At 70.8% G+C, this 25,765-nt stretch carries 20 protein-coding genes; 7 read left to right on the top strand and 13 right to left on the bottom strand.

Annotation, left to right across the window (positions count from 1 at the left end):
* Positions 1-19 precede the first annotated feature (19 nt).
* The 8 genes from FOF48_RS19555 to FOF48_RS19520 form a co-directional block, all read right to left on the bottom strand.
* A complete protein-coding gene (locus FOF48_RS19555; protein ID WP_143903855.1) occupies positions 20-3,205 on the bottom strand; it encodes an efflux RND transporter permease subunit in 3,186 nt (1,061 codons plus the stop codon).
* Positions 3,206-3,256: 51 nt separating this feature from the next.
* Positions 3,257-4,519: an efflux RND transporter periplasmic adaptor subunit gene (locus FOF48_RS19550; protein WP_143903853.1), complete on the bottom strand. Its 1,263-nt coding sequence runs from the start codon at positions 4,517-4,519 to the stop codon at positions 3,257-3,259.
* 257 nt (positions 4,520-4,776) lie between these two features.
* A complete protein-coding gene (locus FOF48_RS19545; RefSeq protein WP_143903851.1) occupies positions 4,777-6,654 on the bottom strand; it encodes a hypothetical protein in 1,878 nt (625 codons plus the stop codon).
* A 259-nt stretch (positions 6,655-6,913) separates the two neighbouring features.
* Positions 6,914-7,882 (bottom strand): ADYC domain-containing protein, encoded by a 969-nt coding sequence (locus tag FOF48_RS19540; RefSeq protein WP_143903849.1) that lies wholly within the window; start codon positions 7,880-7,882, stop codon positions 6,914-6,916.
* A gap of 186 nt (positions 7,883-8,068) precedes the next feature.
* Positions 8,069-11,884, bottom strand: a complete 3,816-nt coding sequence (locus FOF48_RS19535) for an SUMF1/EgtB/PvdO family nonheme iron enzyme (RefSeq protein WP_143903847.1) — start codon at positions 11,882-11,884, stop codon at positions 8,069-8,071.
* Between the two features lie 120 nt (positions 11,885-12,004).
* A complete protein-coding gene (locus FOF48_RS19530) occupies positions 12,005-12,472 on the bottom strand; it encodes a response regulator (RefSeq protein WP_143903845.1) in 468 nt (155 codons plus the stop codon).
* A 164-nt stretch (positions 12,473-12,636) separates the two neighbouring features.
* Positions 12,637-14,478, bottom strand: a complete 1,842-nt coding sequence (locus FOF48_RS19525; protein ID WP_143903843.1) for an Ig-like domain-containing protein — start codon at positions 14,476-14,478, stop codon at positions 12,637-12,639.
* A gap of 180 nt (positions 14,479-14,658) precedes the next feature.
* The gene (locus tag FOF48_RS19520; protein WP_143903841.1) at positions 14,659-16,296 is read right to left on the bottom strand and encodes a carboxypeptidase-like regulatory domain-containing protein; all 1,638 of its coding nucleotides are present in this window, start codon (positions 16,294-16,296) and stop codon (positions 14,659-14,661) included.
* 140 nt (positions 16,297-16,436) lie between these two features.
* Between FOF48_RS19520 and FOF48_RS19515 the strand changes: the two genes are divergently transcribed.
* The 3 genes from FOF48_RS19515 to FOF48_RS19505 all read left to right on the top strand — a co-directional run bounded on the left by FOF48_RS19515 (position 16,437) and on the right by FOF48_RS19505 (position 20,290).
* Positions 16,437-16,880: an HIT family protein gene (locus FOF48_RS19515; RefSeq protein ID WP_143903839.1), complete on the top strand. Its 444-nt coding sequence runs from the start codon at positions 16,437-16,439 to the stop codon at positions 16,878-16,880.
* 93 nt (positions 16,881-16,973) lie between these two features.
* Positions 16,974-19,838, top strand: a complete 2,865-nt coding sequence (locus tag FOF48_RS19510; protein WP_143903837.1) for a TonB-dependent receptor domain-containing protein — start codon at positions 16,974-16,976, stop codon at positions 19,836-19,838.
* 14 nt (positions 19,839-19,852) lie between these two features.
* A complete protein-coding gene (locus FOF48_RS19505) occupies positions 19,853-20,290 on the top strand; it encodes a GNAT family N-acetyltransferase (protein WP_143903835.1) in 438 nt (145 codons plus the stop codon).
* A 16-nt stretch (positions 20,291-20,306) separates the two neighbouring features.
* Here FOF48_RS19505 and FOF48_RS19500 read toward each other — a convergent pair whose 3' ends face one another.
* A complete protein-coding gene (locus tag FOF48_RS19500) occupies positions 20,307-21,515 on the bottom strand; it encodes an MFS transporter (RefSeq protein WP_143903833.1) in 1,209 nt (402 codons plus the stop codon).
* Between the two features lie 138 nt (positions 21,516-21,653).
* On the opposite strand from FOF48_RS19500, the gene FOF48_RS19495 reads away from it, so the two are divergent.
* On the top strand, positions 21,654-22,112 hold the full coding sequence (locus tag FOF48_RS19495) for an FKBP-type peptidyl-prolyl cis-trans isomerase (protein WP_143903831.1): 459 nt from the start codon (positions 21,654-21,656) through the stop codon (positions 22,110-22,112).
* Between the two features lie 21 nt (positions 22,113-22,133).
* Here FOF48_RS19495 and FOF48_RS19490 read toward each other — a convergent pair whose 3' ends face one another.
* On the bottom strand, positions 22,134-22,358 hold the full coding sequence (locus FOF48_RS19490) for a hypothetical protein (protein WP_143903829.1): 225 nt from the start codon (positions 22,356-22,358) through the stop codon (positions 22,134-22,136).
* Positions 22,359-22,447: 89 nt separating this feature from the next.
* Between FOF48_RS19490 and nudC the strand changes: the two genes are divergently transcribed.
* Both nudC and FOF48_RS19480 read left to right on the top strand, forming a co-directional pair.
* Positions 22,448-23,278 carry an NAD(+) diphosphatase gene (gene nudC / locus FOF48_RS19485; RefSeq protein WP_143903828.1) on the top strand — a complete coding sequence of 277 codons (831 nt, stop codon included), beginning with the start codon at positions 22,448-22,450 and terminating at the stop codon, positions 23,276-23,278.
* 146 nt (positions 23,279-23,424) lie between these two features.
* Entirely contained in the window at positions 23,425-24,117 is a 693-nt protein-coding gene (locus FOF48_RS19480) for a radical SAM protein (protein WP_143903826.1), read from the top strand.
* Positions 24,118-24,130: 13 nt separating this feature from the next.
* Here the strand turns inward: FOF48_RS19480 and FOF48_RS19475 are convergent, their stop codons facing one another.
* Complete coding sequence (locus tag FOF48_RS19475; protein ID WP_143903824.1) at positions 24,131-24,583, bottom strand: hypothetical protein; 453 nt, start codon at positions 24,581-24,583, stop codon at positions 24,131-24,133.
* A gap of 18 nt (positions 24,584-24,601) precedes the next feature.
* Positions 24,602-24,883, bottom strand: coding sequence for a hypothetical protein (locus FOF48_RS19470; RefSeq protein ID WP_143903822.1), 282 nt, complete (start codon positions 24,881-24,883; stop codon positions 24,602-24,604).
* Positions 24,884-24,978: 95 nt separating this feature from the next.
* Between FOF48_RS19470 and FOF48_RS19465 the strand changes: the two genes are divergently transcribed.
* The gene (locus FOF48_RS19465; RefSeq protein ID WP_143903820.1) at positions 24,979-25,284 is read left to right on the top strand and encodes a hypothetical protein; all 306 of its coding nucleotides are present in this window, start codon (positions 24,979-24,981) and stop codon (positions 25,282-25,284) included.
* A 16-nt stretch (positions 25,285-25,300) separates the two neighbouring features.
* Here FOF48_RS19465 and FOF48_RS19460 read toward each other — a convergent pair whose 3' ends face one another.
* Positions 25,301-25,705: a hypothetical protein gene (locus FOF48_RS19460; RefSeq protein ID WP_143903818.1), complete on the bottom strand. Its 405-nt coding sequence runs from the start codon at positions 25,703-25,705 to the stop codon at positions 25,301-25,303.
* Between the last annotated feature and the right edge of the window lie 60 nt (positions 25,706-25,765).

Below are 25,765 nucleotides of genomic sequence, written 5' to 3'. Positions count from 1 at the left end.
CGCGAGCTTCCTCCTGGCGTCAGTCCTGCCGGGCCTGCGGCTGGGGACGCGCCTCACCGCCCCCGTGCACCGGCTCGTGCGCGCCGCCCTTCTCCTTGAACGTCCTGCGCAGCCTGCCGGTCATCCACGTGCGGCCATCCGCCAGGATTTCATACACTGTCGGAATCACCAGCAGCGTGAGCAGCGTGGACGTGATGACGCCGCCAATCACCGCGCGTCCCAGCGGCGCGCGGAAGTCGCCCCCCTCGCCATGCCCCAGCGCCACCGGGACCATGCCGGCGATGAGCGCGAGGGTCGTCATGATGATGGGCCGCAAGCGGATGCGCCCCGCCTCGATGAGCGCTTCGCGCAACGGCATGCCCTTCTCGTGCTGCCACTTGGCGAAGTCGATGAGCAGGATGGCGTTCTTCGCCACGATGCCCATCAGCAGGATGACGCCGATGAGGCTCATGATGTTCAGCGTGTCCCCCGTCAGCACCAGCGCCAGCACCACGCCGATGAGTGACAGGGGCAGCGACACCAGGATGGCCAGCGGATCCAGGAACGAGCCGAACTGGATGACGAGGATGAGGTACATCAGCATCACCGCCACGCCCAGCGCCAGGAACACCCGGCTGAACACCTCCTGCTGGTCCGCGGACTCGCCGCCCGTGGACACCTCGTAGCCCGCCGGCACCTTCACGGCCTTCAGCCGCGCCTGCACGTCGCGCATCACCTCCGACAGCGACCGCCCCGCCACGTTCGCCTGGACGTTGATGACCTTCTCGCGGTTCAGGTGGTCGATCTGCGCCGGACCCACGGTCTGCTTCACCGTCACCACCTGCCCCAGCGGCACCACCACCGGCACGCCCGTGGGCCCGGTGCCCACCACCAGCGGAAGCCGCGCCAGGTCGGCCGGGTTCTCCCGGAACTGCGGCGCCAGGCGCACCATCACCTTGCGCGTCTCGCCAATGGGGTCCACCCAGTCGCCGGAGTCCAGGCCCGCGAAGGCCGGCCGCAGCGACTGCGCCACCTGCCCCACCGTCACGTTGAGCTGCCCCGCGACGCCCCGGTTCAGCTCCACCTCCAGCTCCGGCTTCTCTCCGCGGGTGGACAGGCCCACGTCCACCGCGCCCGGCACCTGCTTCACCGCCTTCATCACCTGCTGCGCCAGTTGGTTGAGCCCCTTGGCGTCCGGCCCGCGCAGCTCCAGCTGGATGGACTTGATGGCCCCGCCGAAGCCGCTGGTGAACACCGACACCGACGCGCCGCCCACCGCGAGCAGCTCCTGGCGCAGCGTCTTGCCCAGGGTCTCCTGGCTCGCCTTGCGCTCCGTCTTCGGATTGAGCCGCACGTACACCAGCGCCTGGTCCACGCCCGGCGAGCGCAGCGGCAGCGGCACGCCGATGGTCGTGTACGTGTACGCGACCTCCGGGTGCGCGCGCGTGATGCGGGACACCTCCTCCACCTTGCGCCGCGTGTAGTCCAGGCTGGAGCCCGCGGGCGTCTCCACCAGCATCTCGATCTCGGAGCGGTCGCTCACCGGCACGAAGCCCGCGCCACCGAGGACGCCCTGCAGCGCCACCGCGCCCACCAGCGACCCCACCGCCAGCAGCACCATGGCCAGCCGGTGGTCCAGCGCCCACGCGATCAAACGCTTGTAGCGGTCCGCCTGACGGTCGAACCAGTGATTGAAGCGCGCCAGCCCTCGCGAGAGGAAGTTGCGCCGCTCGCCCTTCTCCACCTGCGGGTCGGGCCAGTAGGCGCTGAGCATCGGGTCCAACGAGAAGCTGACGAACAGCGACACCAGCACCGAGCACGCGATGGTGAGCGCGAACGGCTTGAACCACTGTCCCGCGACGCCGTACATGAACGCCACCGGGACGAACACCGCCACGATGGAGAACGTCGTCGCCGCCACCGCGAGGCCAATCTCGTTCGTGCCCTCGCGCGACGCCGTGTAGTGGTCCTTCCCCATCTCCACGTGCCGCACGATGTTCTCACGCACCACGATGGCGTCGTCGATGAGGATGCCGATGGCCAGCGTCAGCCCCAGCAGCGACATCGTGTTGAGCGTGAAGCCAAACGCCCACACGCTCACGAAGGACGCCAGCACGCTCACGGGCAGCGCCAGGCCGGTGATGACCGTCGAGCGCCACGAGTTGAGGAACAGGAACACCACCAGCACCGTGAGGAGCGCGCCTTCAATCAGCGCCTGCTGCACGTTGACGACGGAGTTCTCCACGCGGGTGCCCGCGTCGCGGACGATCTCCAGCTTCGCGTTGGCGGGCAGCCGCTGCTGGAGCAGCTTCACGCGCTCGCGCACGCCGTCCGCGACCTCGGTGGTGCTGTGGCCCTTGGCCTTGATGACCTCGATGCCCACGGCCTGCGCGCCGTTGTAGAGCGACAGCGTGCGCGGCTCCTCCGTGCCCGCGAACACGTCCGCCACCTCCCCCAGCCGCAGCATGCGCCCGTTGCGCTCCGCGATGGGCACCTGCGCGAAGTCCACGGGGGTCTCCAGCCGGCCCTTGAGCCGGATGGTGCGCTCCTGAAGTTCGGTGTTGAGCCGGCCCACCGGTGCCGCCAGGTTCTGCGCCTGGAGCGCGGCCACCACCTGGGCCACGGAGAGGCCCGCCGCCTGGAGCGCCGCGGGCCGCACCTGCACCGTCATCTCCCGCTTCACGCCGCCCACCACCGTGGCCTGCGCCACGCCGGGCACCGAGCGCAGGTCCCCCACGACCAGCGGGTCCGCGATGAGCGACAGCGCGGGCACGTCCAGCGAGTCCGACGTGAGCACCAGCGACACGATGGGTTGGTCCGCGGGGTCGAAGCGCGTGAGGATGGGCTCCTCCATCTCCTGCGGCAGGTCCGCGCGCTTGCTGGAGATGGCGTCCCGGATGTCCTGCGACGCCTCCTGGATGTCCTTCTCGAAGTCGAAGAAGACCGTGAAGTTCGCCAGGCTGTCCGTGGAGCTGGAGGTCGTCTTCTTCCCGTCCACGCCGGAGATGGCGAAGATGGCGTCCTCGATGGGCTCGACGATTTCGCGCTCCACCGTGTCGGGTGCCGCGCCCGGGTAGGCGATGGTGACGTTGATGACCGGCTGCTGGATGTCCGGGAACTCGTCCGTCTCCAGGTTGAAGAGCGCGACGATGCCGAACACGACGAGCGCCACCATCGCCGTGATGGTGATGATGGGACGCTTGATGGCGAAGTCGGAGATGAACACGGACGACTCCTGCGCTGATGCAAGGGTGGGGGCGCGCGGCCGCGCCCGCTGTCACTTCGCCGGGGCCTGGGCGGGTGTCGCGGCCGTGCCCGCATCCGGGGCCTGCACGGGCGCGCCGGACGCGCCGCCAGCGCCCCCCACGCCCTGCCCCTCCCGCGGGGCCGCGGGCTTGCGCTGGGCTCCAGGCGCCGCGGTGAGCTTCACCGGCGTGCCGCTCGTCAGGTCGCGCGCGGAGCCGAGCAACACCACGTCCCCGGCCTTCAACCCCGAGCGCACCTCCACGGTCTGCGCCACGTCGTCTCGCAGGCCCAGCGTCACCGCCACCTCCTCCACCTTGCCATCGGCGATGCGCTGCACGGTGGGCGGCTCCTGGCGCGTGTCCAGCGCGTCCAGGGGGACGGCCAGCGCCTCCTTCGACTGCGACGCCACGCGCCCCTGGGCGAACAGGCCGGACAGGAGCACCTGCTCGCTGTTGGGGATGTTCACGTAGATGCGCACCTGGCCCGTGGCGGGATCCACCGCCGGGTTGATGCGCTCCACCTGGCCCCGGAAGGCGCGGTCCGCGTAGCCGTTGACGCGGAAGTCCACCGACGTGCCCACCTTCACCTGGGCCAGCTGCGCCGCGGGCACGGAGGCCTCCAGCCACAGCGTGCCGGGGTCCACCACCGTGAAGAGCGGCGCGCCCGGCTGGACGATGTCGCCCGTGTGCACCTGCCGCTCGCTCACCACGCCCGCGAAGGGCGCGGCCACCTTCGTGCGGCCCAGCTGGTCCTGCGCCAGCTTCAGCCGCGCCTGCGCGTCCGCCAGCTGACCCTCCGCCTGCGTCCGCGCCAGCTGCATGCGGTCGAAGTCGCGGCGGGTGATGACGCCCTGCTTGACCAACAGCTGGTTGCGCTGCTCATCCTCCTTCGCCACCTGCAAGGCATTGCGCGCCACGCGCACGGTGGAGCTGGCCGCCAGCACCTGCTCGCGCAGCGTGCCCTCCTCCACGCGAGCCAGGAGGTCCCCCTCCTTCACCGCCTGCCCCTGGTCCGCCTTCACCTCCACGATGCTGCCCCCCACCTCCGCGCGGACGCTGGCCAGCCGCCGCGCCTGGAGCGACCCGGAGATGACGGGACCGGTCTCCAGCCGCTGGGGCTCCACGCGCACCACGTTCTCCGGCCCCAGCGACACCACCACGGGCGCGGTGGAGGCGACCGCCTGCTCGGAGCGCTGCCCACAGGCACCGGCCAGCCAGGCGATGGCCAGCAGCCCCCCCAGTCGCGGGCCCGTGCGCGAGGCCCGGCGTCCCGTTGTCGTTTCGGCTCGTCCCACGGCGTGCCTCCCCCGGCCCCCACTGCCACTCCAGGGTCCCACCCGGGGGCATCCCCGGGGCCGGGTAAACGTGGTGCCGCCCCCCCGCCCGGGGAAGTCGCGCCGCGCCCACCCGAAAGGATGGAGAACACCCCGGGCTCGTCCTCACGGCAGGCGGGGAGCCATGCGCACGGGGCCCTGGACGACGACGGCCTCCGCCCCCGGACGTGGGGACGGAGGCCGCGGGCCCGCCTCCAGCGGGGCACGTCCCGGGAGGACTAGTGGACCGCCGCGCTGGTGCTGAGGAACGGCAGCGTCAGGCAGCTCTGGTTCGCCACCTGGTCCAGGAACGTCTGGCGCGCGAGCACCTCGTTGAAGGTGCGCGTGGGCGCGCCGTCCGCCCGGTCCGGCACGACGAGCGCGCCGCTCAGGAAGGGCGACAGCGCTCCCGTCTGGTTCACGTGGGTGAAGGGCGTTCCAAGCTCATCGCCGTGGCAGCCGTCGCAGGTGTTGAGCGAGAACACATGGCGGGCCTGACGGTTGGGGATGGTCGCCGGGGGCTGGCTCCAGAACGGAGGGCTGGCGGACGTGGACGTCACGATGGCGCGTCCCCCGCGGAACGCCCCGCTGCCCCACGCGAGCGGCACGGTGTACGTGGGCGGCACGGCGATGATGGGCGGCACGTTGGCGTTCACATACGCCGGGAACAGGGAGGCCTTCGTGGCGCGGTCCGGCGTCTGGGCCACGGTGTGGCTGTTGAGCAGGCCCAGCACCGGTCCGGGCGCGGCGAACGACGCCGGGCTCACCGACGCGTTCCACAGGCGGGACTCCCTCAGCTCCCAGGGCGACGTCTGCAGCCAGTTCTCGTTGGTGCGCACCTGGTTGATGGAGCTGCGGTTGGGCTTGCGCGGCGACAGGTCGCGCCTGGCGAACTGCTCCGTGAGGGCCTCCAGCGCCGCGTTGTACGACGCGCTGCCCAGCGTCATCGACGACAGGGCCTGCCACTGCTGCGCATAGGTCTTGATGGACACGCAGTCGTTCTTGTCCACCCCGTACTCCAGGATGACCAGGAAGGGCACCGTGTGGCAGGAGGTGCCCGTGCCCTCGGTGGCGGCGAAGATGAAGCGCCCCTCGCCCGCGCGCCCGGAGCCGTACGCGGGGTTGTTGCCCGCCAGGTCCAGCCGGTTGACCACGGCCACCAGCGTGAACGGCGACTTCGTCAGGTCCAGCTCGCCGGCCACCTTCGGCCAGGGGTTGATGAGCTTGGTCACGATGGACGTGCGCGGCGGCGTGGTGAAGGAGTTGACCGTCTTCGCGGTCTCCCACTGCCGCAGCCACTCGCGCACGAAGGTGGACGGGGCCACGCCGGTGAACGGCTGGTTGGCCATCTCCGTCATCAGGTAGTTGAACGTCCACTTCCCGTTCGGGTTGCCCGTGTTGGTGCACGGGTCCCACGTGCGCGTCGGGTCCTTCACCACGGAGGGCGCCCGGATGATGAGCGAGCGCGCGGGGTCCACCAGCGTCGCCAGCCCGATGGGACGGATGGGCACGCGCTGGCCCGTCGGGAACTGCTTGGACAGCGCCACCACCGGGACGGTGCGCACCAGCTCGCGGCCCTCGAACACATCGGTCGTCAGCTGCGCCTGCGACTGGGCTTGCACCTTGGTGATGCGGTCCTGCTCCGCCTGGAGCGCCACGAAGTCGAAGGTGCCGCTCGCGGTGAACAGCAGGTCCCCCGCCACCGCGTCGCCACCCTCGCCGTCGTCGCGGAAGAGCAGCTGCTGGGTGCCGTCCAGCATCGTCAGGGTCTTCCCCCGGAACTGCTCGTTCTGCTCGCGCTTCTCTTCCAGCTTCAGCTCGAACACCGTGGCCGTGGTCTTGCTGGTCACGTCCTTCGGGATGGCGAAGAGCGACTCCACCACGGGGCGCGCGGGCGCCTCCTCCTCCGAGTCCGCCAGCGCCACCTCCTGGTTGCCGGATGGGACCGTGGCCATGGCGGAGGAATTCGCCACGGGCGCGGAAGGCGCGGGGGGTTCGGAGGACTCGGGGGCGGGCTGACCACAGCCCACCGCCAACGACGAGGCCAGGAGCGCGAACGGCAGACGCAGCCGCACGCTCCAGGAAGACTTCCACCACAACGACAGCTCAGGCTTCATGGGGTGCTCCACTCACGACGGGGATACCGCGACGACAGGCATCGATGGGGCACCCCTCCCCCCTCACCGTTCGCCGGGCTCCGGACACACCGGTCCCGTCCCCCCTCCGTGAATGCGGAAAAACGCCCCACCCCCCTCCGGTCCTTGCGACACGGAGGCGAATCAGGCGTTTCTCATACCATGAATCACTGACATTTATCGACTTGCAGATTTTGTAACGTAATCCGCTACAAGTCTGGGTTTGCCGTAGCCTGTCAGGCTACAAGCCGCTGGCCCCGTACGGCGACTCGCTGATGAGCCGGGTGCCGGACTGGAAGTGGGCGGTGTCCCCGCAGTCGGGGATGGCGGTGAAGCCCGAGCAGGTCACGGGCACATGGGCGCGGGTCTCGGAGGTGAAGCAGCGCGCGCCCGCCTCGTTCCACTCGGCCTCCAGGCCCCAGGACTCGGAGTCGGCCTGGATGCCCGCGCCGTCGTAGAGATTGACCCACTGGCCGTCGGAGGTGTGGGACTCGCCGTCGCCGCAGAAGTCCGCGCGCACCATGCGGGTGCAGGCCTGGTGGTGGCCCGCGAGGCTCTGGCCGCTGGCGTCGGTGGCCCAGGGCTTGTAGCCAAAGTGCATGCACTTCGCGATGGCGGCGCCCTCGCAGGCGAAGGTGAAGGCGCTGGCATCGTCGACCTTCTCACCGCCGCCCCGCACGCCCTGGAGGTAGTTCCAGCGGCCCGCCACGGCGATGGCGGAGGCCGCCGCGCCGCTGGCGTCCTGACACACCGGGCGCCAGCCGCCGGCTTCGTCCTGGTAGGAGACGCGGTAGGACCACAGGTCGCTGTCGGCGCCGCTGCCCTGGGTGATGCTGTCCACGCGCAGGTCGACGGAGGCGCCGTCGCCCCGCGTGCCGACGAAGCGCGCGCCAGCGAAGCCGTTGCCCACGACAGGGTTGGCGCCCTCCAGGCCGACGAAGGCGGAGCCCTCCAGCCGCACGCCGGTCAGCGGCTTGCCGGTGGCGGCGTGGACTCCGGCGTACGCCACGGACACCAGCATGCCGCCCAGCTCGGAGTTGTTGAGGTTGCGCCCGTTGAGGTTCCGTCCATTGAGGTTGCGCCCGTTCGGCGACACGACCTCCGCCATCCGCGTGCGCAGGGCCGGCGCCTCGAGCCCCGTCGACTCCACGCCACATCCCACCGCCATGGCGGCGACACTCGCCGCGAACAGCCGCTGCAACGTCCTCATCTGGATGCCCCTTCCCTGCCCCGACCCCGACCCGAACCGTCTTCCACGACACAAGGTCTGTCTGGAGTCAGAGCGCGGCAACCGCGGCGAGTCACACCGGGCACTTGCAGCGTCCGGTGGCTCCCACTTGGGCGCGACCGCGGGGCAAGGCCAGCGGTTCCCAGGGGTTCGAGTGTCCGGTGGTGCTCAGCGCTCGGACACGGGGACGTCCGCGCAGACGCGCAGGCCCACGGTCACGTCGCGCAGCGAACTCTCTGGCAGCTCGCGGTTGGAGGAGCGCGCGGTCGTCACGTTGAAGGAGTAGCTGCCGCCCCGAGCCACCGGGCGGCCCGGCTCCAGCCACGAGCGGGTCCACTCCCACACGTTGCCCGCCATGTCGTCCGCGCCGAAGGGGCTGCGGGACGCGGGGTGGCTGCCCACGGCGTCCGGGCCGAAGCCGCCCGGGTCCTTGCCGTAGGTGATGTCCACGTTGGCCTCGTCCGGGCCCAGGCGGCCACCGTGGGGGTACTCGCGGCCGTCCACCCCGCGCGCGGCCCGCTCCCACTCCAGCTCGGAGCACAGCCGCGCCCCCGGCACGCGCCCGGACACGGACAGCCAGCCTACGTAGGCCTCCGCGTCGGCGAAGGAGATGCCGCTCACCGGGAACAGCCGCCAGTCCTGCTCCGTGCGCTGGGTGCGCCGGGCGTACTTCAGGAACTCGCCCGTCCTCGCCGTGTAGCGCACGCCGCCGGGCTGGAAGCGCAGCCGCCAGCCGTTGCCCTCCGGCTCCAGGGACAGACCTCCGGCATAGCCGCCCGTGCCCACGTGGGGCTGGCGCGGGGCGCGCTCCGCGGGGGGCAGGGCCTCCAGGTACTGGAGCCAGTCCGCGTAGGTCGTCTCATGACGGGCGACGAGGAAGCCCGGCACGGGCACGGCGTGCAGCGGGCTGGCGTTGAAGAAGTCGCGCACGCTGGACTCGGCGGCGCTGCCGAAGCGCACCTCTCCCGGGGGCACATAGACGAAGCCCTCCGGGAGCGTGCCCGCGCGGGGCAGCGGCACGGCGACGCGACGCGCCTCCCCTCGCTGGAGCAGCAGCGGCTGCACTGCCTCCTCGTGTCCTGGCGCGCGCACGGTGAGCTGGTAGGCCCCGGGGGGCAGGGCGACACCGGAGCCGAGCAGCGCGTCGACGGAGGGCAGGGGTTCGCCCGCGAGCTCCGGGCCGCCGGGCTCGCGCGTCAGGGGCCGCAGCTCCGCGGAGGCGCCGGGCGCGTCCACCTGGAGGGACAGGTGCGCGGGCGTGTTCCAGCGCCGCCAGCGAACGCCGTCGGTGTCGTAGAGCCGCAGGCGCTGGAGCAGCGCGGGCAGCGCGGCTTCGCGCTCGTTTTCAGCCCACAAGGCGCGCTCGTAGAGGAAGTCCGCCAGCGCGTCGCGCACGTCGTCGCGGGCGGGCGCCAGGGCCAGGGCGCGCTCCAGCCGGTCCGCCACGGCGTCGAAGTGGTGGGAGAGCTGGGAGGCGTGCCCGGCCGTCTTCGCCCAGCCGCGGTCGCCGTCCGCCTTGTGCCCGGTGTCGTAGAGCTGGAAGGCCTCGGCGCGCTCCGCCTGGAGCCCGTCGCGTTCGCGGCGCACGGCCTCCAGGTCCGCGTGGGCCGCGCGCAGGTCTCCCCGCACGCGCGCATCCAGGATGTGGCGCTCACGCCATTGGAGGCCCACGTACACCAGGCCCAGCGACACGAGGAAGCCCAGCGCCAGCCCCACCTTCATGCGCTGGCTGCGCACGCCGGTGCGGCGCGAGGTGTTCAGGAAGGACTGTTCGCGCTGGGTGAGCTCGGACGGCTCCAGCACCGCGGTCTCCGCCAGCTGACGCGGGCCCCAGAGCGATTCGCGCGCATGGCCCAGCCGCTCCCACTGCGCCGCGGCGGCCTCCAGCCGGGCCTGCACCTCGCGGCGCTCGCCCGCCTCCACCAGCCAGCGGGCCAGCGTGGCCCACCCGGTGAGCAGCGCCTCATGGGCCAGCTCATACGCGGTGCCGCCCTCCCCTTCGCGCGCGACGAGCAGGCGCGCGCGCACCAGGGCCTCCAGCGCGGCGCGGTAGCGGGGGTCGTCGCCCACCAGCTCCCGGTCCGTCTTGCGCGCGCGGGTGCCGTCGGCCGTCACCAGTCGCAGCATCACCCCGCGCGCCGCCGAGCGCTGGTCGGGCAGCAGGCGGGCCACCGCGGCGTCGGCATGCCGCGCGAGCGCCCCGGACACGCCGCCCAGCGAGTCCAGCGCCGCCTGGGTCATCACCCCTCGGGCCTCGTCGCGCGCGTCCCACAGCTCCGCCAGCGCGAACTGGAGCAGCGGCAGGCCCCCGTCGGAGGCCGCCGTGGAGGCGACGAGCGCGTCCACCACGGCCTCGGATTCGAAGCACACGCCCTTGACGCGAGCCGGGCCCACGATGGCCTCGCGCGTCTCCTCCGGCGTGAGGGCGCGCAGGAGGTACAGCGCGTGGGGCACCTCCGGTCCCAGGCCGGGCACGGCGGTGAGGCGGGTGAGGAAGTCGCTGCGCCCGGTGGCGAGCAGCCGCAGCCCTCCGGCCGCCTCCGTGAGCGACCCCAGCGCGGTGCCCGCGAGCGCGGCCTCCTCCGGCGGGGACAGCGTCACCAGCTCCTCCAGCTGGTCCATGTAGAGGAGCAGTCCACCCTGGGCGCCCAGCTTCGCGCGAAGCCTGCGGCCGAGCGACGTGGGGTCCTGGCGCAGCGTCTCCGCGAGCGGCTCCTCGTCCACCTCCAGCACGGGTGCGAGCGCCACCGCGAGCGCGGACACGGGCCTGCGTCCGGGCACGAGCCGCGCGGTGCGCCAGCGCCGACCATCCTCCAGAGCCCCGTCGCTCACGGCGGGGAGGATGCCCGCGAGGCACAGGGACGACTTGCCGACGCCGGAGTCGCCGGTCATCAACAGGAAGGCCTCCGCCTTGAGCCGCTCCAGCACGGCGCGCTGCTCGCGTCGGCGGCCGAAGAAGAGGGCCCGGTGCTCGGCCTCGAAGGCCTGGAGGCCGCGGTAGGGGTTGCCTTCTGGAACGGCTGCGGACGGCTCCTCGCGCGTCAGGGCCTCCAGCGCGTCGAGCAGCTGCGCGGCGGACGCGTGCCGCTGGGCCGGGTCGCGGAGGAGGCACTTGTCGATGGCGGCGGCGAAGGCGGGATCCACCGACGGGGCCACAGCCAGGAGGGGCCGGACGTCGCGGGTGCGGACAGCCTCCGGCAGCTCGCGCCAGGGCACGTCGCGGAAGGGGCCCCGGCCCGCGCACAGCTCATAGAGCACGACGCCCAGCGAGTACACGTCGCTGCGCGCGGTGAGCTCCTCGCCGGCCCAGGCCTCCGGGGACATGTAATAGGGCGTGCCCACCAGCGCGCCCCTGGGCAGGGATGGCAGGAAGACGCCGTCCAGGGAGCGGGCGCCAAAGGCGGGGCTGGATTCCGGGTCCCAGTCCGCGGGCAGCTCCGGCGGGGGCATGGGCGCGCGCGGGGCGGAGGGTTCACCGCTCTCGGCCCGGTCGAGCAGCTTGGCCAGGCCGAAGTCGAGCAGCTTCACCTCGCCGCCCTCGGTGAGGACGGCGTTGCCGGGCTTGATGTCGCGGTGGAGCACGCCCCGGCGGTGGGCGGCGCCCAGGCCCCGCGCCAGGTCCCGGCCAATGCCGAGCGCGCGCTCCCAGGGCACGGGCCGGGCCACCCGGTCCAGGCTGACGCCCCGGATGAACTCCGAGATGAGGTACGGCTGATCCTCCAGCTGGCCCACCCGGTACAGGGTGACGACGTTGGGGTGCTGGATGCGGGCGGCGGCGCGGGCCTCCACCAGGAAGCGCGCCAGCGCGTTGGAGCCCAGCGACGGGATGAACTTCACCGCGACGGGGCGCTCCAGGAGCGTGTCATGGGCCAGGTACACCCGGCCCGTGCGGCCCCGTCCGAGCGGCCGCACGATGCGGTACTCGTCGAACTCCTCGGGGGGAGTCCACGCGTCGGGGGGTGGGGACGATGCGGGGGAGCCCACCGGGGCTGCCTACGCATCCCGCGACCGGGGGTCAACTCGGGGCCACGCCCGAGGCCGCGCCAGCACAGAGGGCCCCACCCGAGTGTCCACCCGTGGACACTCCCGGGAACGCGCTGGGGGTTACTCCTGACTGGAGCGGGGCTTCGCCTTGCTGGGTTTGAGCATGTTGCGGATCTTGTTCTCCAGGTCCTGGGGCAGGCAGGGCTTGGCGACGAACTCGTCCGCGCCCACGGACAGGGCGTGCTCGGCGTTGCCGGCGAGCACGTGGCCGGTGAGGGCCATCACGGGGATGTCGCGGGTGCGGGTGTCCTGCTTGATGCGCCGCGTCGCCTCCCAGCCATCCATGACGGGCAGGGAGAGGTCCATGAGGATGATGTCCGGCTCCCCCTCCTGGGCCTTCTCCACGGCCTCCAGGCCATTGCGGGCGGTGTCGACCTCGAACCCGCAGAACTCCAGGTACTCCGCGTACATCTCGCGAGCGTCGTCGAAGTCGTCCACGACGAGGACGCGCTGCTTGGCGTTCGTGGGAGCCGCCCCACCGCTCGCGGTCGGCTCGCCCTCCTGGGATGTCGTGACCGCGTTCTTCATGGAGCAGAGGCCTCGCATGCAGGGGAGGGGCGAATCTAAACACGTCCCCGGCAAAGCGCCCGTTCTCGCAAGATTTCCCTGGACGGGACGGGAGGGTGAGCCCGGTGTCCGGTGTGAAACATGGGAACGCTGGAGGACGGTGTAGGTGGGCGATGGGACTGGGGTTATTGGTTGAGGCGGTAGACGTGGAGTCGTGCGTCGGCAGGAGAGGTGCCGGCTGCATCTTCGAGCCAGGCCACATACACATCACCGTCCTGGCTGAGCCCGAACTGGGGCGGACCGCCGGTGGTCGGGCCCGGAGGTGAAACCAACGCTTCGCCAAGAGCCTCCCATTGCGCTCCGGTCCAGCGCTTGAGGCGAACTCGCCGGGTCACGGATGGATACGCCCCCTCTTGCCCGGTCAGAGCAACAATTGGCCGCCCGGAGCCATCGAAGCGCATGGCGGTGACCTGGGTGCTCACGGAGGGGCCGATGTCTTCGAACACTCCGCCGAGATTGGTCCACGCGCTTCCACTCCACGTCTTCACCAGGGATTTGAGAGCCCCGGACTTGGATTCCAGTGCCCCCACATAGGGAATCCCTTGCGCGTCGAACGCCAGGGCGGACGGGGCGTTGCTCAGCGTGGATCCAATGTTCTGCCACCACGTCCCCATCCAGAGCATGGCGGAGGTGATGCTCGTGGCCCCTCCCGACTCCATCTCGCCCCAGGTCACCAAGGGACGACCCTGGGCATCCACCTCCATGCGGAGGAAGTTGAGGGTAGAGCCATTCAGCAAGCTGATGGCGGACCCTACGACGGACCAGGAACTCCCATTCCATTGCTGCACCAGGAGTTCGTGGGTGCCGGTGCGCTGCTCTTCAAGGACAAAGGTTGGATGGGAGTTGCGTCCCTGAGCAAACTGCCAGCGCAGTCCCCGGGAGTTTGGATGGGGAGTCAGCGGGGGGCCCAAAGCCTCCCAAGCCAGCCCATTCCATCGGCGCGCTTCCCACTGGTGCGCATTGTCTTGCGGCTTCTCGTGCCACATGACGGTGGGAACGCCAGCCGAGTCCACCTGAAGCACGCACTCAAGCGCATTTCCTGTCGTCCTCGGCGACAGGGGCGCTCCGATGTATTCCCATGTGGATCCAGTCCAGCGCTTGACGTGAACCTGGAACGGTTCATCCCATCCTTCTGTCCACGCGATGATGGGCTGCGCATCCGCCCCCATGCCCAGAGAGAAGCTCTCGATGTTGGGGTGTTCAGGCTCCTGGGTGAGCGCCTCTCCAACCGGAAGAAAAGCAGGAACGGTCCAGGACCAGCCCTCTGAAGGGAATGCCACGGAGTTGCCCGCCGCATCCGAAACCTTCTCATCCAGGACCACGCTCATCGTGACATTCACTGGCGGTGGCACGAGGGGGCGAAGCGTCAGGAGCCTTCCATCCTGAGAGAGAGTGACGTCGGCCTGGATTTCGCTCCCGCCCGCCAACAGCCGAACGGTCTCTCGGTTCACGCTGTCAGACAGCAGGGACTCCGAAAACTCCGCCTGAATCACCTGATGCACCGATACCCGCTGCGCGCCATTCCAAGGCGTTTGTGAAATCAGCTTTGGCTTCGTTCGGTCCACATCAAGGCGGCGCGGCGAGCTCAAGAACTCCTGACCGCAGCGGCGGGCGCGAACAGTGAGTTCATGCGTGCCCTCCGAAACAGACTGTGACTCCCAATCCAGGATGAAAGGGTGCGTCAGCGTGGCGACCGCGATCCCATCCACGAGCAATTCCACGACATCGGGGACGGGCCCCGTCAGTCGCGGCTCAACCCTGACCGTGCCTCGGATCCGAGCCCCCTCCACGGGCAACACCCACTGGATGGCGACAAGCTCCTGCGTATCGCAGGGCCGGGGCTCTTCGGGTCCAGGGGCCTCGAACTCGGGGATCTGAATGCATGCCGTGTGCACGAACAGCATGGCCAGCGACAGCAGCACTTTGAGTTTTTCCATGAGGCCGCGGCTCAGCAAGAAGGGAGCCATGCCCCCATGGGAACAGACCTCCTGGAGCGGAGGCTGCGTCCGGCCGGTGCGCCATCTCCGAAGGAGACAGGCGATCCAACCGCGGAGACCCGCAGCACGACAATGCCCCTATGAAGCCAGGGCTTCACAGGGGCATCCGTGACGGCTCAACCCGTCAACTTCACGCGGTCGTGATTCGAATCACGGCGCCGGCACGGGCTGGATGACCGCGCCCTCGGCCCGCAGGTCGGACTCGATGGGCTGGCCCCAGATGCTCTCGTAGGACTCGTTGCTGCCAAACACGGGGGCCAGCTTGGCGAAGCCCACGACGAGCTTCACCTGGCTCGGGATGAGCGCGCTGGTGCCCGCGTAGACGAAGGAGTACCGCGTGCTGTAGCCCGAAGGCGTGATGCTGAAGACAGGGTTTTCGGCGGGCGTCCGCGTCGCGTAGGGCCGCGTCGGCTCGTCGATGAAGAGGTTGAAGCCCTGACCGTAGACGTTGTTCAGCTCTCCCACCGTCGTACCGCCAATGGAGCTGTCACCGTTGATGTCTCCATCGAAGAAGACCTGAACCGTGGCGCCCGCGGGCTTCGAGATGGGCGCGGAGAAGCTCACGTACACGATCTCGCCGGGATTGATCTGCGTCGACGTCGCACCGGTGGCGCTGGTCTCCTGGTAACGGAGCTCCGCGATGCTCACGGCCTTCGGAGTGGACTGATCACCCCCGAAGAAGAAGCCCGTGCGGCTGTAGTTGGTGCCGCCCTCGGCGGACACCGCGCGCACGAAGATGTTGTACTCCTTGCCCTCCTGGATGATGCCGCCGGTCGGCGTGATGATCGCCGAGTAGCCACCGAGGGTCACCGAGGTCGTCACCGGCAGCGACTCCTTCGCGTACTCGTCCGTCAGGCGCACGAGCAGCGAGCCCGGCTGCACCGGCTGGTTGAAGTACACGTAGATGGACTCGCCCGGACGCACCATGTTCCGCAGCGGGTCATTGTCCACGCCCTTCAGGCTGGCCACGTTGCCACCCTCGACCGCGAGCGCCACGTTCGACGGCTTCGCGTACGGCAGCGGGACGAGCGTCGTCACGCTGGTGCCCACGATGGCCGCGCCCGAGTAGCTCTTCACGTAGCCACCCGACTCCGGGATGCCATCGCCGTTCGCATCCAGCGGGGCCACGTAGAGGTTGAAGTTGCCGTTCAGCCGCGCCATCTCCGTACCGCTGGGCACGCCGTTGAACGTCAGCACGCCCTCACCGTCCGACGTGGCCTCCACGATGACCCGGCTCACCACGGAGGAGGCCTGGTCGTAGTTGCTCAGGAGGATGGAACCCGCGCGGTCCACCTCCAGCGTGCCCTTCGCGCCCACCGCCGGGCGACCCTGCGGCGTCACCACCTGGAAGCGCAGCGTGCTGTTCAGCTGCGCCAGCGTCACGGGACCAAAGCTCGCGTTGCCGTTGTTGATGGGCACCGTGCCCGCCGCCGACGGAACCGTCGACGTCGCACGCAGCGTCGCGAAGCCGCTCTTGCTGAACGTCAGCAGCACCTGCGCGCCCGCCGGCACGTCCGTCATCACGAAGTTGCCGCTCGGATCCGTGGTCGCCGTCTTGCCAGTGGCCTGGCTGCCAATCGTCATCGCCACCGTGACGCCTTCCAGCGGCTGCAGGTTCGTGCCCAGCACCTGGCCCGACACGGTCCCCTTCGGCGTCGAAGGCACCACCACCGACACGTTGTTCGGAGTCCGGATGCCGTCCGCGACACCATCGTTGTCCGCGTCAGTCGGGCTACCGCACCCCCAAGCCAGCAGCGGCAACACGGCCATCAGCACATGCTTCTTCATCGTCCCCACCTTGAATTTATGACGGAATTTTCACACCCCAGCTGCTTCCCAAGGGCGGATATCGGACACTCCCCGACCCAGGGCGGTGACGTCAAGGTGGGGTAGTTTCGACCCAACGCCTTCGAGGAGGATGACTCGCCATGTCAGACGTGAACGACCCCTGCCTGGGCTGCGCCATCGTTCGAGGAGAGGTCCACCCACCGGGTGGCGTCCTGGCGCGCGTCCCCGGCCTGGTGCTCCATGGGGTGGCCTCGGGCAGCCCCGTCCCCGGCTGGGTGGTGCTCACCAGCGATCAGCACGTGCGCGGCTGGTATGACCTGGCGGAGGAGGTGTCGCGGGAGCTGGGCCCCTTCGCCGCCCGGGTGATGCGCGCCCAGCGGGAGGCCCTGGGCGCGGAGCATGTCTATGCCTTCGCCATCGGTGACGTGCTCCGCCACTTCCACCTGCACCTCGTCCCCCGCTTCGCGGACACGCCGCCCCACCTGCGGGGGCGGGGCGCGTTCGACGCCGCCCCCGGCGAGCACCTTTCACCGGAAGCACTGGAAGCCTCGGCCCGGCGGCTGGCGGCGGCGCTCGCCCGCTGACCCACTCCCGGCGTGCTCCCACCCCGACTTTCCCCGCCGGGTTCCACTGTCATGGACCTGACACCGTATCGGGGGAAGAATGCCGGGGTCCTCATGCGTGCGTTCCCCCTCGGTCCCTGGTTGCTCTCCCTGTGGCTCCTCGCCGCCAGTCCCGCACTCGCGGACAACACGGCGGACGAAGCCGACATCGCCTTCGAACTGGGCAACGACGCTTACTCCCACGGCAACTACACGGAGGCGCTGCGCTCGTACTTCACCAGCTACCGGCTGGTGCCCAACCGCAACGTGCTCTTCAACATCGCGCGCTGCTTCGAGGCCCTGGGCAAGTTCAACGAGGCGTACCGCTACTACAATGACCTGCTCGGGGAGGACCTGCCCGCCGAGGACGCCTCGGAGGTCAACCGCTCCCTGGAGCGGCTGCGCCCCAAGGTCGCCCTGGTGCGCGTCACCACCAACCCCCGGGGCGCGGACGTCTTCGTCGACCGCACCGACCTGGGCAGCCGGGGCCGCTCGCCCCAGACGCTCGCGCTCTCCCCAGGCCGCCACAAGGTCCTGGTCCGCAAGGACGGCTACCGCCCCGCTGAATCCACCGTCACCGTCACCCGGGGCCGCGAGGTCCCCGTGGATCTGGACCTCTCCCTCATCACCGGCGTGGTGGACATCAGCGGCACCCCCGAGGGCGCGGAGATCCGCGACAACCCCACCGGCCCCGTGCTGGGCCGCATCCCCGCGAAGCTGCGCCTGTCGCCAGGCCAGCGCGTGCTCCACGTGCGCGCGCCCGGCCACGCGCCCGGCCAGTACGTCATCGACGTGCCGGCGGAAGGCACCCTGCCGCTCGCCGTCACCCTGAGCGCCCAGACCCGCCCCACCGGCCGCGTCGTCGTCACCTCCAACCACGACGGCTCCACCGTGCGCGTGGACGGCCGGCCCGCCGGCTTCACCCCCACCGTCGTCACCCTCCCCGAGGGCGAACACGTCCTGGAGGTGGAGAGCCGCGACGTGCGCCCGGTGCGCCAGAAGGTCACCGTCATTCCCGATCAGGAAGTGAAGGTCCACGCCACCCTGCGCTACGAGCCGCCCCCGGTCCGCGCCGCGTCCAAGAGCCTCCTGTCCGTGGACGAGGCCCCCGCCTCCACCACCGTGCTCACCCCGGAGGAGCTGCGCGCCTTCGGCTGGCGCACGCTCGCGGAGGCCCTGGCCGGCGTGCGCGGCTTCTTCCTCACCGACGACCGGACGTACACCTACGTGGGCGTGCGTGGCTTCTCCCCGCCCGGGGACCTCAACACGCGCATCCTCATCCTCTGGGACGGCCACGCGATGAATGACGTGTGGGCCGGCCAGGGCTACGCGGCGCACGACCTCAGCGTGGACCTGGAGGAGGTGGAGCGCATCGAAGTCGTGCGCGGCCCCGGCAGCGCGCTGTACGGCACGGGCGCGTTCTTCGGCGTCATCAACGTCGTCCCGCGCGAGACCCTGGGCCTGGACCGGCGGCTGGAGATCACCGGCGCCGTGGGCGCGCTGGGCTCCACCCTGGTGCATGCCACCACGTCGTGGGAGGACTCGCAGCGCTCCATCCTCTTCAGCCTCGCGGGCATGAAGTCCCACGGCGCGGACACCACCCGCCTGGGCGACCCCGGTCCCATCATCACCGGCCTGGATGGAGAGAAGGCCGGCACCGGTTCGGTGCGGGCGCGCTGGGGCAACCTGTCGCTCGTGGCCCAGCTGCATGGACGCAGCAAGGACGTGCCCACCGCGCCCTACGGCACCCTGGTGGGCGCGCAGGGCACCCGCGTGCAGGACGTGCGCGGCTTCGCGGAGGCCAAGTACGAGCGCCCCCTGTCCGAACACCTCCTCCTGTCCCTGCGCGGGGCCGTGGACCTCAGCCGCTACCAGGGCCACTGGAACTACGGCGGTGACACGTCGCAGTCGAACACCGACTCGGGCGCGGCGGACTGGCTCACCGCCGAGGCGCGCCTGCTGGCGGGCCTGTTCGACAGCAACCGCCTCACCGTGGGCGTGGAGGGACAGGCCCAGCTGCGCCTGGAGCAGAAGAGCGTGAGCCCGGCGGTGGTGGCCCCCCTGGAAGCGCCGACGCGCTCGCTCATATCCGTGTACGCGCTGGACGAATGGCGCCTGCATCCGCGCCTGACCCTGTCGCTGGGCTTCCGCGTGGACCGGTACTCCGACCTGGACACGCTGCCCCTCACGCCCAGGCTCTCCGTCATCGGCCGGCCCTACGCGCAGGGCCTGACGAAGCTCGTCGTCGGCCGCGCCTTCCGCGCGCCCAACGTCTACGAGCTGTTCTACGAGGACAACCTCCTCACCCAGCGGCGCCCGACGCATCTGAACCCGGAGACCATCACCACCTTCGAGGTGGAGCACTCGCACGACCTGTCCGACGAGCTGCGCGTGACGGTGGCCGGCTACCACAACCGCATCTCGCAGCTCGTCACGCTCACCACGGAGTCCGCGCCCACGCCCGGCTGCGGCACCACGAACGCCCCCACCCAGTGCCTCGTGTACACGAACAACTCCGGTGAGACGCTGGCGTGGGGCGCGGAGGCCGGCCTGCACTGGCAGCCGGGCCGCTGGCTGCTGGTGGACCTGAGCTATTCCTACGTGACGCTGCGCAATGCCTCGCAGGACGTGGTGGAGGCCGCGCCCGCGCACCTGGCCTCCGGACGCTTCCTGCTGCCCGTGGGCAACGGCGACATGCGCATCGCCACGCAGGCCACCTACCAGAGCTCCCGCGTGCCCGGCGTCGCTGGCGCGGCCGGCGGAGAGGCGCTGCTCGTGGGCTTCGGCGTGTCTGGCGACTACGGCCGGCTGCGCTACTTCGCCGGCGTGAACAACCTGCTGGACACCCGCTACGCCTTCATCGTCAGCGAAGACGTGTCCGCCGGCCCCGTGCCCCAGTACGGCCGCACCTTCAACCTCCAGCTCACCGGCAGCTTCTGACAGACTCGCCCGCCATGGCCGACCTCGCACTCGACTTCATCCACACCGCGCATCCGCTGTACGCCGGTGAGCTGGACCTGCGCTTCCGCGTGCTGCGCGAGCCCCTGGGCCACGCGCGCGGGGACGTGAAGTTCCCCTTCGAGGAAGAGAGCCTCCACCTGGTGGCCCACGAGGGCGGCGCCGTCCTGGGCTGCGTCCTCTTCCATCCAGAGGACGCGCACGGAGGACGGCTCTTCCAGATGGCGGTGTCGCCAGCGCTCCAAGGAAAGGGCGTGGGCGCCAGGCTGGTGCGTGCCCTGGAAGAGGAGCTGCGCCGCCGCGGCTTCCGCCACGTGCACCTGCACGCGCGCACGCCCGTGGTCCCCTTCTACGAGCGCCTGGGCTACGCGCTGTACGGCGAGCCATACGAAGAGGTGGGCATCCCCCACCGGAACATGCAGCGCGACCTCTAGGAAGTCCGGAAGGCGCTCAGGTGACGGGGACCCGCGCCGGCGCGCGGCGGCTGCTCCACAGCACCGCCACCAGCGCCGTGAGCGACATCGCCGCGCCCACCGCGCACACGCCCGGCCAGCCCGCGCGCGTCCAGGCGGACGTGCCCAGCCACGCGCCCGCGGCACCGCCCATGAAGTAGGTCACCATGTAGAGGGTGTTGAGCCGGCTTCGCGCCTCCGGCTGCAGCGCGTACACGCGCGCCTGGTTGGCGATCTGATTCGCCTGCGCGCCCAGGTCCAGCAGCACCACGCCCAGCGCGATGCCCCACAGCGACTCCCCCGCGAGCCACAGCACGCCGAAGGACGCGAACAACACCGCGATGGCCATGGCGTTGATGCGCCGGCCCGCGCCCTTGTCGACGGAGCGGCCCACCAGCGGCGCGATGGCCGCGCCCGCCACGCCCACCACGCCGAAGAGGCCGGCCACCTGCGCGTCGTAGCGCGCCGGCAGCGAGTGCAGGTAGAGCGCCAGCGTGGCCCAGAAGGCGCTGAACGCGCCGAAGGTGAGCGCGCCCAGCAGCGCGTGCAGCCGCAACACCGGCTCCGTGCGCGCCAGGTGGATGAGCGACCGCATCAGCGCGGGGTAAGGCATCACCGCCAGCGGTGGCTGCGCGGGCAGCGTGAAGCGCAGCACGACCCCCAGCACCACCATGAGGACCGCGGCCACCCAGAACATGGTGCGCCAGCCCAGGTGCGTGCCCACGAAGCCCGCGGCCGTGCGCGACAGGAGGATGCCGATGAGCAGCCCGCTCATCACCGTGCCCACCACCCGCCCGCGCTGCGAGGGCTCCGCGAGCTGCGCCGCGAAGGGCACCAGCAGCTGCGGCACCACCGTGGTGACGCCGATGGCGAAGCTCGCCGCCACCAGCAGGTTCAGCGAGGGCGCGAGCGCCGCCGCCACCAGCGCCACGGCCACGCAGACACACAGCGTGAGGATGACCTTGCGGCGCTCCAGGCTGTCGCCCAGCGGCACCAGGAACAGCATGCCCACCGCGTAGCCCACCTGCGTCAGCATGGGCACCAGGCCCAGCGCGCTCCCCGCCCCGCCCAGGTCCCGGCCGATGTCTCCCAGCAGGGGCTGGTTGTAATAGAGGTTCGCGGCGGTCAGGGCCGCGGCTCCCGCCATCAGCCAGACCAGCGAGGAGCTCAAGGACGAGGAGCGGGGAGCGGGGGCAGGCGTCTGCATGGGGCGGCTGGAACGGATATGCCCCACGCGGTCGACCTTCAAGCAGGACCTGCGGGCCCCGCGTGGATGTCACCGTCCGGGCGAGCAGGCCCCGCGTGCCCCTTCCCCAGGGCGCCCGCGCGGGGCAGGCTGCGGGCCATGCTTCGATCCCTTCTTCTGTGTGCCGTGCTGGCCCTGGCGGGCTGTGGCTCCTCCGACGACAGCGGCGACCCCGCGAAGGTGACCTACGCCGACTCCCTGGGCGTGGACCTGTCCGCGATGAACAAGAGCGAGTCCGGGCTCTACACGCAGGACCTGGTCGTGGGCACCGGCAAGGAGGCCGCCAAGGGCAGCCGCGCGCAGGTGCACTACGCGGGGTGGCTGCCCAACGGCTCCCTCTTCGACAACAGCCGCACCCGCGGTGAGCCGTTTGTCTTCGCGGTGGGCGCGGGACAGGTCATCGACGGGTGGGACGAGGGCCTCGTCGGCATGCGCGTGGGCGGCAAGCGCAAGCTCGTCATCCCCTCCGACCTGGGCTACGGCTCGCGAGGCTCCCCGCCCGCCATCCCCGCGGACTCCGTGCTCGTCTTCGACGTGGAGCTGCTGGCCCTCTACTGACGCGCTTGCGCGGCACGCCCCTCAGACGCCAGGCGTCCCACCCGACGCGGGCGGCGCCGGGGGCGTGCGCTTCTTCGGCAACGTGGAGCGGCCCCGAGGGCCCTTCAGCGCCACGCCCAGCAGCATCGTCGCGGGCAGCATCATGCCCAGCCCCTGCGTGAGGTCCTTCGGGGGATGCGTCACCACGCCCAGCACCATGCCGATGAACAGCAGTCCACAGACGAAGCGGAGGATGAGGGCGTTCACGCGAGGACTCCCGGCGGGCGGCGACCGGTGACGGACGGCCGGGAGCATAGCGCGCGGCGCCCGTCCGCGCCGTCCGTTAAGGTGCCCCCGTGAGCTCCCTGAAACGCTTCCAGCCCGGGTACGACCCGCCCGCCCGCTCGCGCGACACCGCGCTCCTGTTCGCCGCGCGCGGCATGGACCTGCTCGTGTCCGAACAGGACGGCCGCCTCGGCCTGCCCACCTGCGCGCTCCTGCCGGAGGCCGCCGCCAGCGCCCACTTCCTGGGCGCGCTCGACGACACGGACTGCTACGCCGCCCCGCTGCCCGGAGACTTCGCGCCGCCGGAGGGGTTGAAGTTCGTCCCCGCCCGCTCTCTCTACAAGCAGGTGGACGAGGCGACCTTCGCCGTGGCGGGCCGCGCGCTGTCCATCGCGGAGTGGGACCTGAGCCACCGCTTCTGCGGCAAGTGCGGCACCGCCACGCAGCTGGTCGCGGGCGAGCGCGCCCGGCGCTGCCCGGTGGACCACACGCCGTTCTACCCGCGCATCTCTCCCGCGGTCATCGTCCTCATCACCCGGGGCGACCAGATGCTGCTGGCCCGCAACGCGTCCTTCCCCGAGCCCTTCTTCAGCACCGTCGCCGGCTTCGTGGACCCCGGCGAGTCGCTGGAGGAGACCGTCCTGCGCGAGGTGAAGGAGGAGGTGGGCGTGGACCTGAAGGACCTCGTCTACTTCGGCAGCCAGCCGTGGCCCTTCGGGCGGTCGCTGATGGTCGGCTTCATGGCCGAGTACGCGGGCGGCGACGTCACCGTGGACGGCAAGGAGATCGCCGAGGCCCGCTGGTTCGGCGTGGACGACCTGCCGCGCATCCCGCCCCGCCTGAGCATCGCGCGCCACCTCATCGACACCTTCATCGACCGGGTGAAGGCCCGGCGCGCCTGAGGCCTGGACAGCGCCTGGGCCCCGGGCCGGAAGCCGAGCGCCCGCCCTGGAATTCCCCGCCCGCCCGGAGACGTTCGTCCCGGGTTGGCCGCACCGGGCTTGACCCACGGCCCCCGGGTGCGCTTGATGCGCTCCTCCCGCACGCCATGCCCGCCTCACGCCCGCACATCGAACCCCGCCGCGTCCCCACCGCCGACTCCGTGGTGGTGAAGGAAATCTACCTGTCGCTCCAGGGAGAGTCCTCCCACGCCGGGCTGCTGTGCGGCTTCATCCGCCTCACCGGCTGCCACCTGCGCTGCTCGTACTGCGACAGCGAGTTCGCCTTCCACGGCGGCAACCGCATGAAGAACGCGGACATCGTCTCCCAGATGCTGGCGCTGAACACGCCCGCGGTGGAGATCACGGGCGGAGAGCCCCTGCTCCAGCCGGGCGTCTACCCGCTGATGGAGTCGCTGCTCGGGGCGGGCCTCAAGGTGCTGCTGGAGACGAGCGGCGCCATCGACGTGCGGCTCGTGCCCCCGGCCGTCCATAAAATCGTGGACATGAAGACGCCCTCGTCCGGCGAGTGCGACCGCAATGACTACCGCAACCTCACGTCGATGAACGCCAACGACGAGCTCAAGCTCGTCATCGGCTCGCGCGAGGACTACGAGTGGTCGCGCGCGCTCGTCCGCGAACACCAGCTGGGCAGAAAGCCGTTCAGCGTCCTCTTCTCCACCATCTTCGACAGGCTCCACCCGCGCGAGCTGGCCGAGTGGATCATCGAGGACCGGCTCCCGGTGCGCTTCCAGCTCCAGATGCACAAGTACCTCTGGGACCCCAACGCGCGCGGCGTGTGACGCGCTCCCGCCGTCACCCCTGCCGGCGGAAGGAGAACAGCGCGAAGACGCCCAGCGCGATCCACGCGCCCACGCCCAGCAGGTTCACCGCCGCCAGACACCGCAGCACCCACGCCGGCAGCCGTCCGCCCGGGGCCGCCTCGCCCCGCGCGATGCGCCTCAGCTCGCGCGTGGCCTGGAGGCTGCCCAGCACCCCCGCCAGCAACGTCCCCACGGTGAGCAGCGGCGGCCGGGTGAGGAGCACGAGCCCCACGACGTTGGCGCCGAGCAACACCACCACCGCGCGGGACGGCCTGCCGTGCCGGGCGAGCCAGGCCACGCAGGGCTCGCAGTACGCCGTCTCGCCCTGGACCTCCGTGCACGCACCGCACAGGAAGCCGCCACAGCGCGCGCACATGGCCACCGCGGCCGCGTCCGGGTGCCGGGCGCAGCGGGCACCCGGGAGGCTTCCGTCGGGCCCGGCCATGGCGCGTGCCTTTCCGGCCTAGAAGCCGGGGGGCGGGGTGCGCGCCGCCACCGCCGCGATGCCGTGGGCGCCGATGCCCAGGAACACCGCCGTCAGCAGGGTGCTGGCCACGAAGCCCGCGACGATGAGGTTCTTGCGGGGGTGCTCGAACTGGCTGAAGGCGTAGACGAGCATGTAGCAGGGGATGAGCAGCACCATCACCCCCGTGCCCACGCTGCGACGGAAGGCATGCGTCAGCAGGAGGACCGCGCAAACGAGCGAGATGACCCCGAACAGGATGGCGAGTGGCAAGAGCGGCACACCTGCCCCCTTAGCACGCCTTCGCCTCTTTCGCGGCGGGCGGACGCGTACTACGAAGGACGGCCCGCCGCCCCCCCACCGAGGAGGTCCCCGCAATGGCCCTGTTCAAGACGTTCCTCATCTTCATCCTGGCCGGAACGCTGCTGGGCACCTTCGTGGCCTCGCTGGCGGCCCCTTCCTACATCGAGTGGAACAACAGCACGCCGCTCGCCACGCAGACCATGTGCAACCTGCCGGTGGTCGTGCGCAGCGTGACGTCGTCGCTGATGCACTCGCAGCTGCTGGGCGCGGGCATTGGCGCGGGCGTGGGCCTGGTGGCGGCCGCGCTCTTCTCCCTGCGCGCCCGGAGCCGCGCGAAGCAGCGCCCGGGTTCGCCTCCGCCCGAGTCCCCCGCCGTTTGACGGGGGGACGCGGCCCCTACTGCTGCTTCGGCAGGACGTAGATGGCGGGCGACTGGCCCACCAGCACGCCGCCGTTGCCGTCCTCCACCTCCACGTAAAGGTAGATGGGCTGGTTCGGGTCACTGAGCGGCGAAGGCACCGTCCAGGTGGGCGCCGCGATGGTGGTGCTGCTGAACTCGCCAGCCGGCTTCGAGGGGACCTGCGACCAGCGATAGAAGATCTCGTCGCCGTCCTGATCCGTCGCCTCCAACTGCAGCTGGATGACGGTGCCCTCTTCGAACTTGAGTCCCCCCGGAGTGGAGGGTGACCCGAGCGGACGAGGTCCCGCGGTGATAACGGGCTGGTGGTTGGGCTCGGAGCAACCCGTGACGCCCAGACCCAATGCGAGCAAGACGAACAAGTAAGAGCGAGAACGCGGCATGGACTTCCCCCTGCAAGGAACGTCCTCCACCCTAATTCGAGCCCCCCTCTTCCGTATACC

The organism is Corallococcus sp. Z5C101001 (assembly GCF_007352635.1).
GTDB lineage: Bacteria > Myxococcota > Myxococcia > Myxococcales > Myxococcaceae > Corallococcus > Corallococcus silvisoli.
Note: the sequence above shows the minus strand (reverse complement) of the source record. Positions and strands in the feature narration are given on the sequence as shown.

Excerpts from the sequence above, each read along its gene's own strand:
- FOF48_RS19530 (WP_143903845.1), bottom strand. The coding sequence starts at position 12,472 with ATGAAGAACGCGGTCACGACATCCCAGGAGGGCGAGCCGACCGCGAGC.
- FOF48_RS19540 (WP_143903849.1), bottom strand. The coding sequence starts at position 7,882 with ATGAGGACGTTGCAGCGGCTGTTCGCGGCGAGTGTCGCCGCCATGGCG.
- FOF48_RS19500 (WP_143903833.1), bottom strand. The coding sequence starts at position 21,515 with ATGCAGACGCCTGCCCCCGCTCCCCGCTCCTCGTCCTTGAGCTCCTCG.
- FOF48_RS19475 (WP_143903824.1), bottom strand. The coding sequence starts at position 24,583 with ATGGCCGGGCCCGACGGAAGCCTCCCGGGTGCCCGCTGCGCCCGGCAC.
- FOF48_RS19510 (WP_143903837.1), top strand. The coding sequence starts at position 16,974 with ATGCGTGCGTTCCCCCTCGGTCCCTGGTTGCTCTCCCTGTGGCTCCTC.
- FOF48_RS19505 (WP_143903835.1), top strand. The coding sequence starts at position 19,853 with ATGGCCGACCTCGCACTCGACTTCATCCACACCGCGCATCCGCTGTAC.
- FOF48_RS19515 (WP_143903839.1), top strand. The coding sequence starts at position 16,437 with ATGTCAGACGTGAACGACCCCTGCCTGGGCTGCGCCATCGTTCGAGGA.
- FOF48_RS19465 (WP_143903820.1), top strand. The coding sequence starts at position 24,979 with ATGGCCCTGTTCAAGACGTTCCTCATCTTCATCCTGGCCGGAACGCTG.
- FOF48_RS19495 (WP_143903831.1), top strand. The coding sequence starts at position 21,654 with ATGCTTCGATCCCTTCTTCTGTGTGCCGTGCTGGCCCTGGCGGGCTGT.
- FOF48_RS19480 (WP_143903826.1), top strand. The coding sequence starts at position 23,425 with ATGCCCGCCTCACGCCCGCACATCGAACCCCGCCGCGTCCCCACCGCC.
- FOF48_RS19460 (WP_143903818.1), bottom strand. The coding sequence starts at position 25,705 with ATGCCGCGTTCTCGCTCTTACTTGTTCGTCTTGCTCGCATTGGGTCTG.
- FOF48_RS19545 (WP_143903851.1), bottom strand. The coding sequence starts at position 6,654 with ATGAAGCCTGAGCTGTCGTTGTGGTGGAAGTCTTCCTGGAGCGTGCGG.
- FOF48_RS19525 (WP_143903843.1), bottom strand. The coding sequence starts at position 14,478 with ATGGCTCCCTTCTTGCTGAGCCGCGGCCTCATGGAAAAACTCAAAGTG.
- FOF48_RS19520 (WP_143903841.1), bottom strand. The coding sequence starts at position 16,296 with ATGAAGAAGCATGTGCTGATGGCCGTGTTGCCGCTGCTGGCTTGGGGG.